General features: G+C 60.8%; 13 protein-coding genes. 12 read left to right on the plus strand and 1 reads right to left on the minus strand.

The features are described from left to right. Nucleotides 1–233: 233 nt before the first annotated feature. The 4 genes from WA845_RS09500 to WA845_RS09515 all read left to right on the plus strand — a co-directional run bounded on the left by WA845_RS09500 (nucleotide 234) and on the right by WA845_RS09515 (nucleotide 6,368). Nucleotides 234–1,310: an efflux RND transporter periplasmic adaptor subunit gene (locus WA845_RS09500; protein ID WP_112556357.1), complete on the plus strand. Its 1,077-nt coding sequence runs from the start codon at nucleotides 234–236 to the stop codon at nucleotides 1,308–1,310. Continuing rightward, nucleotides 1,310–2,395, plus strand: coding sequence for an efflux RND transporter periplasmic adaptor subunit (locus tag WA845_RS09505; protein ID WP_112556246.1), 1,086 nt, complete (start codon nucleotides 1,310–1,312; stop codon nucleotides 2,393–2,395). Before WA845_RS09500 ends, WA845_RS09505 begins: the two co-directional genes overlap by 1 nt. After that, the gene (locus WA845_RS09510) at nucleotides 2,392–5,463 is read left to right on the plus strand and encodes an efflux RND transporter permease subunit (RefSeq protein ID WP_004445864.1); all 3,072 of its coding nucleotides are present in this window, start codon (nucleotides 2,392–2,394) and stop codon (nucleotides 5,461–5,463) included. The genes WA845_RS09505 and WA845_RS09510 overlap by 4 nt, the downstream gene beginning before the upstream one ends. A 188-nt stretch (nucleotides 5,464–5,651) precedes the next feature. Next, complete coding sequence (locus tag WA845_RS09515) at nucleotides 5,652–6,368, plus strand: FadR/GntR family transcriptional regulator (protein WP_004445862.1); 717 nt, start codon at nucleotides 5,652–5,654, stop codon at nucleotides 6,366–6,368. Here WA845_RS09515 and WA845_RS09520 read toward each other — a convergent pair. Further along, nucleotides 6,337–7,764 (minus strand): aspartate ammonia-lyase, encoded by a 1,428-nt coding sequence (locus tag WA845_RS09520; protein WP_245425376.1) that lies wholly within the window; start codon nucleotides 7,762–7,764, stop codon nucleotides 6,337–6,339. The two genes, WA845_RS09515 and WA845_RS09520, sit on opposite strands and share 32 nt — an antisense overlap. Before the next feature lie 270 nt (nucleotides 7,765–8,034). Here WA845_RS09520 and WA845_RS09525 point away from each other — a divergent pair, with 270 nt between their 5' ends. The 8 genes from WA845_RS09525 (at nucleotide 8,035) to WA845_RS09560 (ending at nucleotide 18,226) form a co-directional block, all read left to right on the plus strand. After that, the gene (locus WA845_RS09525) at nucleotides 8,035–9,486 is read left to right on the plus strand and encodes an amino acid permease (protein WP_060942256.1); all 1,452 of its coding nucleotides are present in this window, start codon (nucleotides 8,035–8,037) and stop codon (nucleotides 9,484–9,486) included. Further along, nucleotides 9,483–10,430 (plus strand): asparaginase domain-containing protein, encoded by a 948-nt coding sequence (locus tag WA845_RS09530; RefSeq protein ID WP_112556244.1) that lies wholly within the window; start codon nucleotides 9,483–9,485, stop codon nucleotides 10,428–10,430. Before WA845_RS09525 ends, WA845_RS09530 begins: the two co-directional genes overlap by 4 nt. A gap of 319 nt (nucleotides 10,431–10,749) precedes the next feature. Further along, nucleotides 10,750–10,839: a K(+)-transporting ATPase subunit F gene (kdpF, locus tag WA845_RS09535; protein ID WP_003506089.1), complete on the plus strand. Its 90-nt coding sequence runs from the start codon at nucleotides 10,750–10,752 to the stop codon at nucleotides 10,837–10,839. Nucleotides 10,840–10,872: 33 nt separating this feature from the next. Then, entirely contained in the window at nucleotides 10,873–12,576 is a 1,704-nt protein-coding gene (gene kdpA / locus WA845_RS09540; protein ID WP_035208600.1) for a potassium-transporting ATPase subunit KdpA, read from the plus strand. Nucleotides 12,577–12,585: 9 nt separating this feature from the next. Further along, nucleotides 12,586–12,750: a hypothetical protein gene (locus WA845_RS09545; RefSeq protein WP_004445852.1), complete on the plus strand. Its 165-nt coding sequence runs from the start codon at nucleotides 12,586–12,588 to the stop codon at nucleotides 12,748–12,750. A 43-nt stretch (nucleotides 12,751–12,793) separates the two neighbouring features. Then, the gene (gene kdpB / locus WA845_RS09550) at nucleotides 12,794–14,878 is read left to right on the plus strand and encodes a potassium-transporting ATPase subunit KdpB (RefSeq protein ID WP_112556242.1); all 2,085 of its coding nucleotides are present in this window, start codon (nucleotides 12,794–12,796) and stop codon (nucleotides 14,876–14,878) included. 12 nt (nucleotides 14,879–14,890) lie between these two features. Next, the gene (kdpC, locus tag WA845_RS09555) at nucleotides 14,891–15,457 is read left to right on the plus strand and encodes a potassium-transporting ATPase subunit KdpC (protein WP_072493319.1); all 567 of its coding nucleotides are present in this window, start codon (nucleotides 14,891–14,893) and stop codon (nucleotides 15,455–15,457) included. Nucleotides 15,458–15,511: 54 nt separating this feature from the next. Next, complete coding sequence (locus WA845_RS09560; RefSeq protein ID WP_112556240.1) at nucleotides 15,512–18,226, plus strand: DUF4118 domain-containing protein; 2,715 nt, start codon at nucleotides 15,512–15,514, stop codon at nucleotides 18,224–18,226. The last annotated feature ends 11 nt before the right edge of the window (nucleotides 18,227–18,237 follow it).

The following is an 18,237-nucleotide window of genomic DNA, read 5'->3' on the forward strand; positions in this document are numbered from 1 at the left end:
GGTGGTCTGCCTATCGCACCAGTGCAAAAACCGGAACCGATTTCTGCAGGTGGTTTGATGCTCCGTATGTCAACATATGCCGTTACTTGCCAGCGAATGCGTCGGGCAGTCTGCAATGATCCTTCTCTAGGGGAGGGATACCCCGAACAGCTCCCAGAGCGACGGCATAAGAATTTCATTGACTATACAGTCAGTCAAATATTATGGATGAGGGCGAAGATCAAGAGGTCAGCATGAGAACCATTCTTATCGCATGGGCGGTGGGCGGCGTTTTTGCCCTGTCATCCTGCAGCAATGAAGAGCCGCCGGCCGAAAAGCCGCTGCGAACTGTCGATGTGGTCAAGGCGGAGAAGCAGCCGATCGACCGTGGCAGCATCATCACCGGCGAAGTGAGGGCGAGGGTTCAGACGGACCTGTCGTTTCGCGTCAGTGGCAAAATCACCGAAAGGCTGGTGGATGTGGGCGCGCGGGTGACGACAGGGCAACTGCTCGCCCGCATCGATCCGGAGGAGCAGAAGGCCGACATCGATGTTGCCCTTGCCAACCTGCAATCGGCAGAAGCACAACAGACGCAGGCACAATTGGCATTCGATCGCCAGCAAAGTCTTTTCCGGACGCAGGTCACCTCGCGCTCGGCCGTCGACAAGGCCCAGGAGACGCTGCTTACCACGCAGGGCGCGGTCAGATCGGCCCAGGCGCAGCTCGATACGGCGCGCGACGCGCTGTCGTATACGGAACTCAGGGCCGATGCGGATGGCGTGATCACGGCGCGAAATGTCGAAGTAGGCCAGGTGGCGCAGGCTGCCCAGCTCGTGTTCACGCTGGCGCATGACGGGCCGCGTGACGCCGTGTTTGATGTCTACGAATCTCTTTTCCTGGAGCGCGACATCGACAATCTCGTCAATGTCAGCCTCCTTTCGGATCCCGCCCGCGCCGTGGCGGCCCCCGTGCGGGAAATCTCTCCGACGATCGATCCGGACAATGGTACGATAAGGGTGAAGGTCGGTCTTAACGGCGATCTGACCATGCCGCTTGGTGCGCCGGTATCCGGCCATTTCCGCTTCAGGCAGGTGGATGCCATCGAGCTTCCATGGTCGGCAATGACGTCGCAAAAAGGCCGACCCGCCGTCTGGGTGGTGGATCCGCAATCCTCCGAAGTCTCCATGCGGCCGATCGAGGTTGCGGATTATGAGACCAGTCAATTCGTCGTCTCGGCGGGGCTGAACCCCGGCGATCTCGTGGTCACGGGCGGGACAAAATTCCTCCGGACCGGTGAAAAGATCGCCTATCAAAAGGGGCAGGCACAATAATGTTCAGGATAAACAGAAGCTTGTTTTTGCTGCTGTCCGCGATGGCGCTCTCGTCCTGTCAGGAAAAGCAGGAGGCCGCCGCCGAGGCGCCGCGACCGGTGCTCTCGGTGGTGGTCGAGGAAAAGTCGGCGGATGCGCTGCAGCTCACCGGAACGGTGGAATCGCGCATTCAGACGGATCTCGGTTTTCGCGTCCTCGGGCGGATCATAGCGCGGAACGTCGATGTCGCCGATCTGGTCAAGAAGGGCGATGTGGTGGCCTCGATCGATCCGCTCGCGCTTGAACTGTCGGTGAAGAGCGCGCAGTCGGATCTTTCCAATGCCGAAGCGCAGCTCGCCAATGCCGTGACCACCGAACAGCGCCAGCGTGTGCTGGCGGAGGCGCGTAGCGGCACCGAGGCGGCGCTGGAGGAAGCCCAACAGGCGACGCGCACCGCCAACGCCTCCGTCGCCAAGGCCCGTGCAAACCTGGACAAGGCGGAAGAACAGCTAGGTTACGCGCAGCTCCATGCGGAATTCGACGGTGTTGTCACGGCCACATCGGGTGAAATCGGCCAGGTTGTTTCCGCCGGCCAGACGGTCGTCACCATCGCCCGCCCGGAAGTGCGCGATGTAGTGGTGGATGTTCCGCAATTTGCGGCGCAGCGTCTGGATATCGGCTCGACCTTCGAGATCGCCCTGCAGCTCGATCCAAAAATCCGAACCACCGGCGTGGTGCGGGAAATCGCCCCGGCAGCCGAAACGGCAACGCGCACACGACGGACGAAGATCAGTCTGCAGGATGCGCCGGCGGCATTCCGCCTCGGTTCCGTCGTCACGGCTTCCGTGCTTGCTGCTTCCGAACCGCGGATCATGCTGCCGGCATCGGCCCTGCTGAAAACGGAGGGCGGCTGGTCCGTCTGGATCGTTAATGCCGACACGGCGACCGTCACGGCGCGCCGGGTCATGATAGAGGGTGAACCTGCCGAAGGCGGCAGCGTGCGCATCACCGGCGGCGTCAAACCCGGCGAGCGCGTCGCCAGCGCCGGCGTTCACAAGCTTAAGGATGGACAGGCCATCAGGATCGATCAGGAGGTCCGTCAGTGAAGAAATTCAATCTTTCAGACTGGGCGCTCGAACACCGTTCGCTTGTCTGGTATTTCATGCTGGTTTTCGTTCTCGCCGGCGTTTTTTCCTATCTCAACCTCGGTCGCGAGGAAGACCCGAACTTCACCATCAAGACCATGGTGATCAGTGCCCAGTGGCCCGGCGCCTCGGCGGAGGAAGTGGCGCGGCAGGTGACCGACAGGATCGAGAAGAAGCTCGAGGAACTCGACAATCTTGATCATCTGCGCAGCCAGACGGTGGCGGGCCGCACGACGATCTTTGTGGAACTGGTGCCGGAAACCAAGGCGCGCAATGTCGAACCGACCTGGGTGCGGGTGCGCAACATGATCGGCGACATCAAGGGCGAGTTTCCATCCGGCGTGGTCGGCCCCTTCTTCAATGACCGTTTCGGCGACGTTTATGGCAATATCTACGCCTTCACCAGCGACGGTCTCAGCCAGCGGCAATTGCGTGACCTGGTGGAAGATGCCCGCGCCAAGGTCTTGACCGTCGACAATATCGGCAAGGTCGATGTCATCGGCGCACAGGACGAGACGATCTATCTGGAATTTTCCACGCGACAGATCGCGGCGCTCGGCATTGATCAGCAGTCCATCATCAAGACATTGCAATCGCAGAATGCCGTCACCCAGTCCGGCTTCGTCAATGCAGGACCTGAGCGCGTGGCGCTGCGCGTCAGCGGCCAGTTTACGTCTGAAGACAGTCTGCGGGCGATCAACCTGCGCGTCAACAACCGCTTTTTCCCGTTGACGGAAGTAGCGACGATCCGGCGCGGTTATGTCGATCCGCCGTCCTCGCTGTTCCGTTTCAACGGCCAGCCGGCCATCGGCCTTGCAATCGGCATGAAAACCGGCGCGAACCTGCTGCATTTCGGCGAGGCGCTGGATGCGCAGATGAAACGCGTGGTGGCGGATCTGCCAGTTGGTGTCGATGTGCACCGGGTGTCCGATCAGCCTGCCGTCGTCGATGAGGCGGTGTCGGGCTTCACCTCGGCGCTGTTCGAAGCCATCGCCATCGTCCTTGTCATCAGCTTCATCAGCCTTGGCCTCAGGGCCGGCATGGTGGTGGCGGTTTCCATTCCGCTCGTGCTGGCGATAACCTTCGTCTACATGGAATACACAGGCATTTCGCTGCAACGCATTTCGCTCGGTGCTCTCATCATCGCGCTCGGGCTTCTCGTGGATGATGCGATGATCGCCGTCGAAATGATGGTCGCGCGGCTTGAGGTCGGAGACGATCTCAGAAAAGCGGCGACCTATGTCTACACCTCCACCGCCTTCCCGATGCTGACCGGTACGCTGGTCACCGTTGCCGGCTTTATTCCTGTCGGCCTCAACAACAGCGCAGCGGGTGAGTTTACGTTCACACTCTTCGTGGTGATTGCGGTTTCGCTTATCGTGTCATGGATCGTCGCGGTTTTGTTCACGCCCCTGCTCGGCGTGACGATTCTGCCGAAGACAATGAAATCTCACCACGAGAAGAAGGGCCGGTTCGCCTCGGCCTTTTCCTGGCTTCTCGGCCGGGCGCTGCGCTGGCGCTGGGTGACGATCATCCTCACCATAACCCTGTTCGGCCTGTCCGTGGGTGGCATGAGCCTCGTGCAGCAGCAGTTCTTCCCGTCCTCGGACCGTGTGGAGCTCATCGTTGACTGGAACCTGCCGCAGAACAGCTCGATTGCCGAAACCAACCGGCAGATGGCGCAGTTCGAGCAGGAAATGCTCGCCAAGAATCCGGATATCGACCACTGGACGACCTATGTCGGTGAAGGCGCGCCGCGCTTCATCCTCTCTTTCGACGTGCAGACTCCTGATGTCACCTTCGGCCAGACCGTCATCGTCACCAAGGGGCTGGACGTGCGGGACAAGGTGCGCGCCGAATTGCAGGAATATTTGGACCGGACATTCGTCGGCACTGACGCCTTCGTGAAACTGCTCGATATCGGCCCGCCGGTCGGTAAGCCGGTGCAATATCGCCTCAGCGGCCCGGATATCCAGAAGGTCCGTGAGCTCGGGCAGCAATTGTCGGGCATTGTCGGCGAACACCAGCTGTTGTCCAACATGGTCATGGACTGGAACGAACCGACACGTGTAGTGAAGGTGGATGTGCTGCAGGACAAGGCCCGCCAGCTCGGCGTCTCCTCGGAAGATATCGCCAACGCCATGAACAGCATTGTCGAGGGATCTACGGTCACACAGGTCAGGGACGACATCTACCTCGTGAACGTGGTGGCGCGGGCGCAGTTGTCGGAGCGCGGGTCCATCGAAACCTTGCAGAATCTGCAATTGCCGGCGACCAACGGCAAGGCCGTGCCGCTTTCGGCCATTGCCAATTTCCGCTACGAGCTGGAGCAACCGACCATCTGGCGTCGCGACCGGATACCGACGGTCACCGTCAAGGCTGCCATCATCGGCCCGACGCAGCCCGCAACGATCGTGACGCAGCTGAAGCCGAAAATAGAGGCTTTCGAGAAAACGCTTCCTGTGGGTTACAAGGTGGAGACGGGCGGTTCGGTGGAATCCAGCGCGGATTCGCAAGCGCCGATCGTCGCCGTGGTGCCGCTGATGTTGTTTGCAATGGCGACGATCCTGATGGTTCAGCTGCAAAGCTTCAGCCGGTTGTTCCTGGTCTTCGCCGTGGCGCCCACGGCCCTGATCGGCGTGGTGGTGGCGCTGCTCTTCTCCAATGCGCCAATGGGCTTCGTCGCCATTCTCGGCGTGCTGGCGCTGATCGGCATCCTGATCCGGAACTCGGTCATCCTCGTCGTGCAGATCGAGCATCTGCGAAGCGAAGGTGTCTCGGCCTGGCGTGCCGTCATTGAGGCGACCGAACACCGCATGCGGCCGATCATGCTGACGGCGGCGGCGGCAACGCTTGCTCTCATCCCCATATCCCGGGAAATCTTCTGGGGGCCGATGGCCTATGCGATGATGGGTGGCATTGTGGTCGGCACGGCGCTTACCCTGCTTTTTCTGCCGGCGCTCTACGTTGCCTGGTTTCGTATTCCGCGCGAGGATGAGAAGCCGGAGGGCGCAGAAATCGAGGCGTGATATCGGATGCCGGGCGAGGTGGTGGCTGCACTGCCTCCTCACTCCAATAAAAATATCCACCGTCGTTGTTCCCGCGTGCAGGATGATGTTAGGAAGGTCGGCTTAGCCGCGAGAGCGGCAGCCGTCCTTTTGTGTTTGGGCGGTTGCGTCGATATCGCGGATATATTGAGAGTGCGGAGGATTTAAAGATGGGCGGTTTGTCGGACTGGCTTGCGGATGGACAGCCGATCAATCGCAAGAATGCCGCGGAAGCGGTGTTCGATGATATCCGTTCCGCCATCACGACAGGCCAGCTTGCGGTCGGTACCCGGCTCCCTTCGGAAGCACATCTCGCAACGCGTTACGGCGTCAGCCGGCCGATTATTCGCGAGGCCCTGCGGTCTCTCCAGACGCTCGGCCTGACGCAGACCCGCACAGGCAGCGGCACGTATGTGATGACCCCGACGCCGCCATCGGAACTGAATTACGGTGCCTATTCCGCACGCGACCTGATCGAGGCCCGCCCCTTCATCGAAGTGCCGGCTGCAGGGTGGGCCGCCTTGCGTCGCACGGACGCCCAACTGCAGGTTTTGCTCGATCTCTGTAGCCGCATGGAAACCGAGGAAAGGCCGCATCCCTGGGTATTGCTGGACGGCCAGTTTCATTGCGCCATCGCGGAGGCCTCCGCCAACCGCCTCTTTGCCAAGGTGGTGGCGGACGCCCGCGAGGCCGTCGCCCAGCAATCAGAGATGGTTAACCTTATGGCCGGTCGCCGCGTCGCTTCCAATTTCGAGCATCGCCGGATCGTCGAGGCGATCCGGCGCGGTTCAGCGCCTGAGGCGCGTGAGGCGATGGAGCTTCACCTCGGGCAGGTGAAGCAGGTAGTGACGACGATCATTGGCGAAGATCGGCTTCGCCAGCCGTGACCGCTGGCAGATTGGCAAGGTGCCGTGGACTAAGCGCTTGCTGCAGTTCGGCCTCTGTCATGTAACCACGTTCAAGAACCACCTGCGGCACGGTACGCCCGCTGGCAAGCGCTTCCTTGGCGACTTCCGTCGCCGCATAATAACCGATCAGCGGGTTAAGCGCCGTGGCGAGACCGATTGATTCTTCCACGCGCTGCGCCATGATGGCCGGATTGGCGACGATGCCGTCCACGCATCGCTCTGCCAGTGTGCGGCATGCGGCGCTTAGCTGGCTGATGCTCTGGGACAGCGCACGCACGATGATCGGCTCGAAGGCGTTCAACTGCAGCTGCCCGGCTTCGGCGGCCATGGTGATGGTGATGTCGTTGCCGATCACCGCATAGGCCACCTGGTTGACCACTTCGGGAATGACCGGATTGATCTTGCCCGGCATGATGCTGGAGCCCGCCTGAACGGAGGGAAGGGTGATTTCGCCAATACCGGCGCGCGGGCCTGACGACAGCAGGCGAAGGTCGTTGCAAGTCTTCGACAGCTTTACGGCGACGCGTTTCAGCACGCCGGAGAGGTGCACGAAGGCGCCGGGGTCCTGTGTGGCTTCGATAAGGTCCGCGGCCGTCACCAGCGGCCGGCCGGTCAGTTCCGCCAGATGCCGGCAGGCAAGCTCGGCATAACCGCGCGGTGCGTTGAGCCCGGTGCCGATGGCGGTGGCGCCCAGATTGATCTCATGCAGCAGAGCGGCGGATTCGATCAGACGCGCCTGGTCTTCGCCCAGCATCACCACGAACGTGCGGAACTCCTGGCCGAGCGTCATCGGTACCGCATCCTGCAACTGAGTGCGCCCGATCTTGATGAAGCCGGCGAATTCCTGCGACTTGCGGTCGAAGGCGTCCTTCAGAACGCCCATCGAGGCTGCCAGGTCGTCAATCGCCTCGATCAGGCCAACGTTCACCGCGGTCGGATAAGCATCGTTGGTCGACTGGCTGAGATTGACGTGATCGTTCGGGTGAAGCCGGGCATACTCGCCCTTTTCGTGCCCAAGCAGTTCCAGCGCGCGGTTGGCGATGACCTCATTGGCGTTCATGTTGGTGGATGTGCCGGCTCCGCCCTGGATTTCATCCACAACGAATTGCTCATGAAGAGCGCCGGCGCGGATTTCGCGGCAGGCTTCCGCAATCGCCTCCATCCGATCCCTGTCGAGCAGGCCAAGTTCGTGATTTGCACGTGCGGCCGCCTCTTTCACATAGGCCAAACCCCTTAACAGGTAAGGGTTATGGCCAATGGTCACCCCGGTGATCTTGAAGTTTTCCACCGCGCGCGCGGTGTGCACGCCCCAATAAACATTCGCCGGAATTTCCTTCGACCCGAGCAAATCATGCTCACTGCGCGTCACGCTCACTTCTTCCTCCACTGGCTTCAAGCGTTGCAAAATCTGTAAAGCTGTCTTACAGATTTAATGACCATATGCCTGCGGGGGAGGAAGGTCAATATTGGCGAACAGCTCTTGACGAAAGCCATTGTCTCGACTTATGACGGCGAAAATCTGTCATGCAGCTTTACAGCATGAGTGCATTCGCTGGCCATATTTCCAGCCTTGGGGACGACGCCAGTTCCACTTTGATTTCCGGCTAATTGCCGACTACAAGCGTTTTATCGGGAGGATAAATCCATGCATTCTGGAAAAACGGCACCCGCCGAACGTGAGGTCTTCGCCGAAGAGGATCTCGGTTACCATAAAGCCCTTAAGCCGCGCCAGATTCAGATGATTGCCATCGGCGGCGCCATCGGCACGGGTCTCTTTCTGGGTGCCGGCGGGCGTCTCGCACAGGCCGGTCCGGCTCTGGTTTTCGTTTATGCACTCTGCGGCTTCTTCGCGTTTCTCGTGCTGCGTGCGCTCGGCGAGTTGATCATGCATCGCCCCAGCTCTGGTTCCTTCGTGTCCTATGCCCGTGAGTTCTACGGTGAGAAGATGGCCTTTGCGGCCGGCTGGATGTATTGGCTCAACTGGGCCATGACCTCGGTGGCCGATGTCACCGCCGTTGCGCTTTATATGAATTTCTTCAAGCAATACGTACCGTGGCTTGCGGGCATCGATCAGTGGGTATTCGCGATGACGGCGCTGGTGGTCGTACTGGCGATGAACATGCTGTCGGTGAGGGTGTTCGGGGAACTGGAGTTCTGGTTCAGCCTGATCAAGGTGCTGGCGCTCGCGATCTTCCTCGTCGTCGGCGTTTATTTCGTCATTTTCGGTACGCCCATCGAAGGCCACGTTACCGGCTTCAGCCTCATTACTGACAATGGCGGCTTCTTCCCGAATGGCATTCTTCCAGCCTTCGTCATCATCCAGGGCGTGGTATTCGCCTATGCCTCGATCGAGTTGATCGGTACGGCGGCAGGCGAAACCGAGGACCCGCGCAAAGTCATGCCGCGCGCCATCCGCGCCGTCGTCCTGCGTCTCGTCGTGTTTTACGTCGGCTCGGTGCTGTTGTTCACGCTGCTTCTGCCCTACACGGCCTACAAGGCCGGTGAGAGCCCTTTCGTTACCTTCTTCGGCTCGATCGGCGTGCAGGGTGCCGATGTCATTATGAACCTTGTTGTTCTGACCGCCGTCCTGTCCTCGCTCAATGCCGGGCTCTATTCCACCGGCCGCATCCTTCACTCCATGGCTGTCTCCGGCTCGGCCCCGGCAGCGCTGGCGAAGATGAACAAGAATGGCGTGCCTTATGGTGGCATCGCGGTTACTGCCGTCGTTACCGTGTTCGGCGTCGCACTCAACGCCGTCGTCCCCGCCGCCGCGTTCGAAATCGCGCTCAACCTGTCAGCGCTCGGCATCATCTGCGCCTGGGCCGTCATCGTGCTCTGCCAGCTCAAACTCTGGCAGCTTTCGCAGCGCGGTGAACTGGTGCGTCCGGATTTCCGCATGTTCGGCGCGCCCTATACCGGCATCCTCACGCTCGTCTTTCTGTTCGGCGTGCTGGTGCTGATGGCCTTCGACTATCCCGTCGGCTCCTGGACCATCGCTTCGCTGCTGATTATCATCCCGGCGCTCGTCATCGGCTGGTATCTGCTGCGTGACCGCATCTATCGCCTTGCGGCTGAACGCGCGGGAGCATCGCATTGAGCGGGCAGGGCGCGATACCTCTGGTGGCGGTCATCGCCACCGGCGGCACCATCGCCAGTCGGCGCGGTGCCGATGGTGCCAGCACGCCCAGCCTTTCCGGTGAAGATCTGCTTGCGCTGGTACCGGAAATCAGCGCCCGGCTGAAGCCGGTGGACCTCATGGCGAAGGATTCGTCCAGCCTGACGCTTGCCGACATGCAGAGCATCAGCGATGCCGTTCGTATCGAACTCGACGATCCCGAAGTGGCGGGTATCGTGGTTCTGCACGGAACCGATGCAATGGAGGAGTCCTCGCTACTCGTGCATTTGCAGCACGCCATCACGAAGCCGGTGGTCTTCACCGGCGCACAGTTTACGGCAGACCATAAGGACGCAGACGGACCGGCAAATCTGGCTCGAGCCATAGAAACAGCGCTCGATCAGGCGAATGCTGCTAAGGGTGTGCTTCTCTCCTTCGGCGGTCGCTGTCTCTCGGCCTGGGGGCTCTACAAGCTGAGCGCGGACGAGGCAGACGCATTCCGCTCGACCCGGCCACTGGCTGCCGCCCGAACACTGTTGCTTGCCGCCCCGGTGGCCGATCAGCGCGTCGATATCGTTGCCATTCATCCCGGCTGTGATGCCACCCATATCGATGCAAGCCTTCAGGCGGGCGCGAAAGGCATCGTTCTTGCTGGACTTGGTTCCGGGAATGCCAATCCGCGTATCGCCGAAGCGGTGAAGCGCTGCGCCGAACGCGGCGTTCCGGTCGTCGTCTCCAGCCGTGTGCCGGAAGGGCGGCTCGTGGCGAGTTACGGCGGCGGCGGCGGTGGACATGATCTCGTCGCAGCGGGCGCCGTGCATTCAGCCACACTTCGTCCGGGCCAGGCGCGCATTTTGCTGGCCGCGCTGCTGGCGGACAAAAGTCCGGCGGAAACCATCGTTTCCGCTTTCGGTGACAACAGCTGACTTGATTGGCGGAAGCGATGTCCGGTCAGCGGGCATAGAAATTCCTATAGGATTCCTATTTTATTGCCCCTGTGGCCGTCTCGAACCTTTATGCGGTTCGGGTGCATTCTTCTGTGCGGGAAGGGATGGTGTTTCTTCCCAGCCAGAAAGAATGAAAAGCGACGTCCCACATGACGGCGCTTTTCTTCCTGTCCGGCTCCTCGATTAAAAAGGAGTCCCATCAATGATGGATATTGTTCTGATCGGCGCAGCCACGGTGTTCTTCGCCCTCTGCTTTGCCTACACGCGCGCCTGCGACCGGCTTTAGACGGAGGCTGCGATGACGTTTGATTATATCCTGAGCGGCGCCGTCACGGTCTTTATCGCTGCCTATCTCACCTATGCTCTCATTCGCCCCGAACGTTTCTGATCGGGAAGCGGCGGCTGTTGAAAGTTTGATACCATGACCCTCAATGGATGGTTCCAGGTCCTGCTTTTCTGCGGGATCATTTTTGCGCTGGTGAAGCCGCTTGGCTTCTATATGGCGCGTGTCTTCAATGGCGAGCGCACGCTGCTGTCGCCGGTTCTTGTGCCGGTCGAGCGCGGACTTTACGCCCTTGCCGGGACAAGTGACCGGGAGGAGCAGCACTGGACGACCTATGCGGTCTCGATGCTTCTCTTCAATCTTCTCGGTTTCGCCCTGCTCTATGCCCTGATGCGCTTTCAGGCCGTGCTACCCTATAATCCGCAGGGAATGGCGGCCGTCGGACCAGAATTGTCCTTCAATACGGCCGTCAGCTTCGTCACCAACACCAACTGGCAGAATTATGGCGGCGAAAGCACGCTTTCCTATCTGACCCAGATGGCCGGTCTCACCGTGCAGAACTTCGTTTCCGCCGCAACCGGCATGGCAATCGCCATCGGCCTGATCCGCGCATTCTCGCGCGCTTCCGGCAAGGCGATCGGCAACTTCTGGGTGGATATGGTCCGCTCCACGCTCTACGTGCTATTACCCCTCTGCATCGTGCTGACGCTCGTCTACGTCTGGCTTGGCGTGCCGCAGACGCTCGGCGCCTATGTGAACGCGCAGACGCTGGAAGGCGCGCAGCAGACCATTGCCGTCGGCCCCGTCGCATCGCAGCTCGCGATCAAGATGCTGGGCACCAATGGCGGCGGCTTCTTCAACGCCAATTCGGCGCATCCCTTCGAAAACCCCGATGCCATTTCCAACATGATCCAGATGGTATCGATCTTCGCCATCGGCGCAGCTTTCACCAATGTCTTCGGTCGCATGGTTGGCAACCAGCGCCAGGGCTGGGCTATCCTTGCGGCCATGGGCGTGCTGTTCATCGCCGGCGTTGCCGTCACCTACTGGGCGGAAGCAGCCGGAAACCCGCTGATGCACAGTTTCGGTCTTGCAGGCGGTAATATGGAAGGCAAGGAAGTCCGTTTCGGATTGGCGCTCTCGTCGCTCTTCGCGGTCATCACCACGGCTGCGTCCTGCGGCGCGGTCAATGCCATGCACGGCAGCTTCACGGCCTTGGGTGGTCTCATCCCGCTCATCAACATGCAGCTGGGCGAGGTGATCGTCGGCGGGGTCGGCGCGGGCTTTTACGGCATTCTGCTCTTCATCGTCATCGCCATCTTCGTGGCAGGGCTGATGGTCGGGCGCACGCCGGAATATCTCGGCAAGAAGATCGAGGCCAAGGAAATGAAGATGGCGGTTCTGGCCATTCTCTGCCTGCCGCTCGCCATGCTGGTCTTCACCGCCACGGCCACCATCCTGCCCTCGGCTGTGGCATCGATTGGGACCGCGGGCCCGCACGGCTTTTCCGAAATCCTCTATGCCTACACCTCGGCGGCCGCCAATAACGGTTCGGCCTTCGGCGGCCTGACGGGGAACACGACCTGGTACAACATCACGCTTGGTCTCGGCATGTTGATGGGCCGCTTTCTGGTCATCATTCCCGCACTCGCCATTGCGGGTTCGCTGGTCACCAAGAAGACCGTTCCGGCCTCTGCAGGCACCTTCCCGACGGATGGCCCGCTTTTCGTTGGCCTGCTGGTCGGCACGATCCTGATCGTCGGCGGCCTTACCTTCCTGCCTGCGCTGGCGCTCGGACCGGTTGCCGAACATCTTGTCATGGCGGCAGGTCAGCTTTTTTGAGGTGATGTCATGAACGAAGGCAAATCCGCACGTCGCCGCATCGTTCCCGCCCGCAACGGCGCTCCCGTCAGAGGCAGCGCCACGCCCGGCGGCTGGTGCGCCTCCAATCTCATTCTCGCGATGATGGCGGCTCTGTTCGCCGCCGTTGTCGCTCTCGAAGTTATCACGGGCTGATCGACCCTCATCGGTCGCCCTGTTCAAACGCTGGAGCCTCTTCATGAGCCAGTCCAAACAAGTGAGCATCCTCGATTCTCGCATTCTCGTGCCGGCCATCGCCGCCGCATTCAAAAAGCTCAACCCGCGCACGCTTGCGCGCAATCCTGTCATGTTCGTTGTTGCGACGGTGTCAGTGCTGACCACGGTGCTGTTCATCCGCGATCTCATCACGGGCGGTGCCAATCTGGGCTTCTCCTTCCAGATCAATCTCTGGCTTTGGTTCACCGTGCTGTTCGCCAATTTCGCCGAAGCCGTCGCCGAAGGGCGCGGCAAGGCGCAGGCGGATTCGCTGCGCCGGACCCGCACAGAAACCCAGGCGAAACTGCTCACCGGCGATGACCGTAGCCAATACAGTATGGTGGCGGGCACCAGCCTGAAGGTGAACGATGTCGTTCTTGTAGAGGCAGGCGATATCATCCCGTCCGATGGTGAGGTCATCGAAGGTGTTGCTTCGGTAAACGAGGCGGCGATAACAGGCGAATCCGCCCCGGTCATCCGCGAATCCGGTGGCGACCGCTCTGCCGTCACCGGCGGCACGCAGGTGCTGTCGGACTGGATAAGGGTCCGCATCACCGCTGCTGCCGGCTCCACCTTCCTCGACCGGATGATTTCCCTGGTCGAAGGTGCTGAGCGCCAGAAAACGCCGAACGAGATCGCGCTCAACATTCTGCTCGCAGGCATGACACTGATTTTCGTTCTGGCCGCCGCGACCATACCGAGTTTCGCGGCCTATGCCGGCGGTTCGATCCCGATCATCGTGCTGGTGGCGCTGTTCGTCACGCTCATCCCCACCACCATCGGCGCGCTTCTGTCGGCCATCGGCATCGCCGGCATGGACAGGCTGGTGCGTTTCAACGTGCTTGCCATGTCCGGCCGCGCCGTCGAGGCTGCTGGCGACGTGGACACGCTGTTGCTCGACAAGACCGGCACGATCACGCTCGGGAACCGGCAGGCGACCGAGTTCCGCCCCGTCGCCGGCGTTTCCGAGCAGGAACTGGCCGATGCGGCCCAGCTTGCGTCCCTTGCTGACGAAACACCTGAAGGTCGCTCCATTGTGGTTCTGGCGAAGGAGAAATATGGCATCCGTGCCCGTGACATGCAGAAGCTGCATGCCAATTTCGTCCCCTTCACCGCCCAGACCCGCATGAGCGGTGTCGATTTCGAAGGCTCCTCCATTCGCAAGGGGGCGGTCGACGCCGTTCTTTCCTATGTTGACGGCGGCGCTTCGCAACAGGGCAATGTGGCGCTTGCCGTCAAAACCGAAACGGATGCCATGCGCGGCATAAGGACAATTGCCGAAGAAATTGCCAAAACCGGGGGCACGCCGCTCGCCGTTGTTCGGGATGGCAAGCTTCTCGGCGTCGTGCAGCTGAAGGATATCGTCAAGGGCGGCATTCGCGAGCGTTTTGCGGAGCTTCGCCGCATGGGCATCCGCACTGTCATGATCACTGGCGACAATCCGATGACCGCCGCCGCAATTGCTGCGGAAGCGGGTGTCGATGATTTCCTCGCCCAGGCGACACCGGAAAACAAGCTGGAGCTTATCCGTGAGGAGCAGGCGAAGGGCAAGCTCGTCGCCATGTGCGGTGACGGCACCAATGATGCTCCCGCGCTGGCGCAGGCCGATGTCGGCGTTGCCATGAACACCGGTACCGTGGCCGCCCGCGAGGCGGGCAACATGGTCGATCTCGACAGCGATCCGACCAAGCTCATCGAGATCGTCGAAATCGGCAAGCAGTTGCTGATGACGCGCGGTGCACTGACCACCTTCTCGATTGCCAACGACATCGCCAAATATTTTGCCATCATTCCGGCAATGTTCCTGGCGCTCTATCCGCAGCTTGGCGTCCTGAATGTCATGGGACTTTCGACGCCGCAGAGCGCCATCCTCTCGGCCATCATATTCAACGCGCTTATCATCATCGCGCTGATCCCGCTCTCGCTGAAGGGCGTCAAATATCGCCCGATCGGTGCAGGTGCGCTGCTATCGCGCAATCTGGTCATCTATGGCTTCGGCGGCATCATCGTTCCCTTTATCGGCATCAAGGCCATCGACCTCGCCATCACGGCGCTTGGTCTCGCCTGAGGAGTAAAGACAATGTTTAGACAGCTTCGTCCCGCACTGGTGCTGATCCTCGCTACCACGGCCATCACCGGCCTTGCCTATCCGCTCGGCATGACGGGCCTGGCGCAGGCGCTTTTTCCCGCGCAGGCCAATGGCAGCCTGATCGAAAAAAATGGCACGGTGGTCGGATCGCAATTGATCGGGCAGGCCTTTACTGGCGAGACTTATTTTCATGGCCGTCCTTCCGCCGCCGGCGATGGCTATAATGCGGCCTCGTCCTCCGGCTCCAATCTCGGGCCGACGAGCGCCAAGCTTATCGACCGGGTGAAACAGGATTACGAGGCCGCGAAAGCTGAAAATCCGGCCTCGTCGGTGCCGGCCGATCTGGTGACGGCCTCGGGCAGCGGCCTCGATCCGCATGTTTCGCCGGAAGCCGCCTATTTCCAAGTTCCGCGTGTCGCCAAAGCGAGGGGCATGGATGAAGCGGCATTGCGCGCCATCGTTGAGCGTCACGTCGAAGCTCCGGAACTCGGCTTCATGGGCGAGCCCGTTGTAAACGTTCTTGCGCTCAACATGGCTCTTGACGCGGCCGGCTCATGAATTGAAATGGCTATGGCTTGTTCGCAAGCCATAGCCTCGACCACTGGTGGTTAAATGCCTGACGATATCAGCAACATGCCCGGCCGGCCGTCGCCCGATGCGCTTCTGGAAAACGCCAGGCGCGAGGCGCGGGGCCGGTTGAAGATTTTTTTGGGCGCCGCACCCGGTGTCGGCAAGACCTATGAAATGTTGATGTCAGGCCGGGCGAAGCTTGCGGATGGCGTCGACACCATTATCGGCGTCGTGGAAACGCATGGCCGCAGGGAGACCGAGGCATTGGTCGAGGGGCTGGAGGTCGTCCCTCGCAAACGTATCGATTATCGCGGCCAGATGCTGGAGGAGATGGATATCGACGCGATCCTCGCGCGTCGTCCCGCTCTGGTTCTGGTCGATGAACTTGCTCACACCAATGCTGCAGGCAGCCGCCACCCCAAGCGTTATATGGATGTTCAGGAAATCCTCGCGCAGGGCATCGACGTCTATACAACGCTGAACATCCAGCATGTCGAAAGCCTGAATGATGTGGTGGCGCAGATCACCCGTATCCGCGTCCGTGAAACCGTGCCCGACAGCATCATCGACCGGGCCGATGATGTCGAAATCATCGATATTACGCCTGACGACCTCATCAAGCGACTGCAGGATGGCAAGGTTTACCTGCCCCGTACGGCCAGGCGCGCCATCGAGAATTATTTTTCGCGCGGTAACCTGACGGCATTGCGCGAGCTGGCGCTCCGGCGCACCGCGCAGCGGGTGGATGAGCAATTGCTCAATCACATGCAATCCCATGCCATCTCTGGCCCCTGGGCGGCCGGAGACAGGGTTCTGGTCTGTCTTGATCATGGCGGCAACGGCCCCGGTCTTGTGCGTTATGCCCGAAGGCAGGCGGACCGGCTGCGCGCACCATGGACCGCACTGCATCTCGACACGCCGCGGTCGCAGCAATTGTCGGAGGCGGAGAAGGACCGGCTGGCCGGCACCATGCGGCTTGCCCAGCAGCTTGGCGGCGAGACGGTAACCCTGCCGGCGCTTGACCTGACGCGGGAGATCATCTCCTACGCCAATACAAACAATTTCACCCACATCATCATCGGTCGCCCGCGAAAATCCTGGTGGCAGCGAATTTTTCAGCGCTCGTTGACGCATGATCTGATCGACCATGCCGGCGATATCAGTGTGCACGTCATTTCCGGCGACAAGAATGAAGAGAAGCCGGCGCAATCGGTGAAGGCCGCACCGTCCCGCTCGCGCTGGTCGATAGGCTCCTATCTCAACAGCACGCTGTTCGTAGCGCTCGCCATCGTTGTCGGCATCGTGCTTGACCGGACGCTCGACGTTCAGAATCTGGCGCTCGTTTTTCTCATGGCCGTGCTGGCGGCCGCTGTTCGCGGAGGACTTGGACCTGCGTTGTATGCCTCGCTGCTTGGCGCCGTCGCATTCAATTTTTTCTTTCTGGAACCACGATACACGCTGACGGTCAGCGCGCCGGACAGCGTTCTGGCGTTGCTTTTTTATCTCGGAGTGGCGCTTGTTGCCTCCAACCTTACGGTTGCGGTGCAACGGCAGGCGGCCTCGGCGCGGGTAAGGGCGCGCACGACGGAAGATCTCTATCTGTTTTCCAAAAAGCTTGCCGGAACGGCCACGCTGGATGATGTGTTGTGGGCTACCGCTTACCAGATGGCTTCGATGTTGAAGGTGAGGGTGGTGCTGCTTCTGCCGGAGAATAACGCCATTGCCGTCAAGGCCGGTTATCCGCCCGATGACACGCTGGTGGATGCCGATATCGCGGCCGCGCAATGGGCATGGGAACACGACAAGGCGGCTGGTCGCGGCGCAGACACATTGCCGGGCGCCCGGCGGCTTTATCTGCCGCTCCGCACCGGCAGCGGTGCCGTCGGCGTCGTCGGGTTGGATGATGACCGAAGCGGGCCGCTTTTGACACCTGAACAACAGCGCCTGTTTGATGCGCTGGCCGACCAGGCTGCACTCGCGATCGAACGTATCCAGCTTGCCTCGGATGTCGACAAGGCAAGGCTGGCCGCGGAAACCGACCGACTGCGCACGGCACTCCTCACCTCCATTTCCCACGACCTCAAAACCCCGCTCGCGGCTATTCTGGGTTCGGCCGGAACGCTGAAGGACTTTGCCGAGGACATCCCGCCCGATGCGCGCGCCGATCTGCTTTCGACGATCGTTGAGGAATCCGAACGGCTGAACCGCTTCATCTCCAATCTTCTCGATATGACGCGGATCGGATCGGGTGCAATGGAGCCGAATTACGGGCTGCATTTCCTCGGCGACATGGTCGGGACAGCGCTTTCGCGTGCCGAGAAAATCATTGTGCGGCATGAGGTTGTCCTGGATATTCCGCCTGATCTGCCGATGCTTAGGGTCGATCCCGTGCTATTCGAACAGGTCCTGTTCAACCTCATAGACAACGCGGCCAAATATGCTCCCGAACACACGGTCATCGAACTCCGGGGCTGGCAGCAGGGAAGGCACGTCTTCCTGTCCGTGGCCGATGAGGGGCCGGGCTTTCCTCCCGAAGATGCGGAGCGGGTGTTCGACAGCTTCTACCGGGTGCGCAAGACCGATCAGGTGCAGGCGGGAACCGGACTGGGGCTATCCATCTGCAAGGGTTTCATCGAGGCCATGGGTGGCTCGATTCGTGCGGAGAACAGAAAGGGTCGGGGAGGTGCGCAATTCACGGTAACTTTGCCCGTTCCCGCCAACGCGCCTGTGCTAGATCATGAAAAGGGCGCCGCCTGAGCCGAAATGGC

The sequence above is a fragment of the Agrobacterium sp. CMT1 genome (assembly GCF_037203725.1).
Lineage (GTDB): Bacteria > Pseudomonadota > Alphaproteobacteria > Rhizobiales > Rhizobiaceae > Agrobacterium > Agrobacterium pusense.

What these genes read in the sequence shown, in the direction of transcription:
- WA845_RS09500 (WP_112556357.1), top strand. Translation starts at nt 234, where the DNA reads ATGAGAACCATTCTTATCGCATGGGCGGTGGGCGGCGTTTTTGCCCTG.
- WA845_RS09505 (WP_112556246.1), top strand. Translation starts at nt 1,310, where the DNA reads ATGTTCAGGATAAACAGAAGCTTGTTTTTGCTGCTGTCCGCGATGGCG.
- WA845_RS09515 (WP_004445862.1), top strand. Translation starts at nt 5,652, where the DNA reads ATGGGCGGTTTGTCGGACTGGCTTGCGGATGGACAGCCGATCAATCGC.
- WA845_RS09525 (WP_060942256.1), top strand. Translation starts at nt 8,035, where the DNA reads ATGCATTCTGGAAAAACGGCACCCGCCGAACGTGAGGTCTTCGCCGAA.
- kdpF (WP_003506089.1), top strand. Translation starts at nt 10,750, where the DNA reads ATGACGTTTGATTATATCCTGAGCGGCGCCGTCACGGTCTTTATCGCT.
- kdpA (WP_035208600.1), top strand. Translation starts at nt 10,873, where the DNA reads ATGACCCTCAATGGATGGTTCCAGGTCCTGCTTTTCTGCGGGATCATT.
- WA845_RS09545 (WP_004445852.1), top strand. Translation starts at nt 12,586, where the DNA reads ATGAACGAAGGCAAATCCGCACGTCGCCGCATCGTTCCCGCCCGCAAC.
- kdpB (WP_112556242.1), top strand. Translation starts at nt 12,794, where the DNA reads ATGAGCCAGTCCAAACAAGTGAGCATCCTCGATTCTCGCATTCTCGTG.
- kdpC (WP_072493319.1), top strand. Translation starts at nt 14,891, where the DNA reads ATGTTTAGACAGCTTCGTCCCGCACTGGTGCTGATCCTCGCTACCACG.
- WA845_RS09560 (WP_112556240.1), top strand. Translation starts at nt 15,512, where the DNA reads ATGCCTGACGATATCAGCAACATGCCCGGCCGGCCGTCGCCCGATGCG.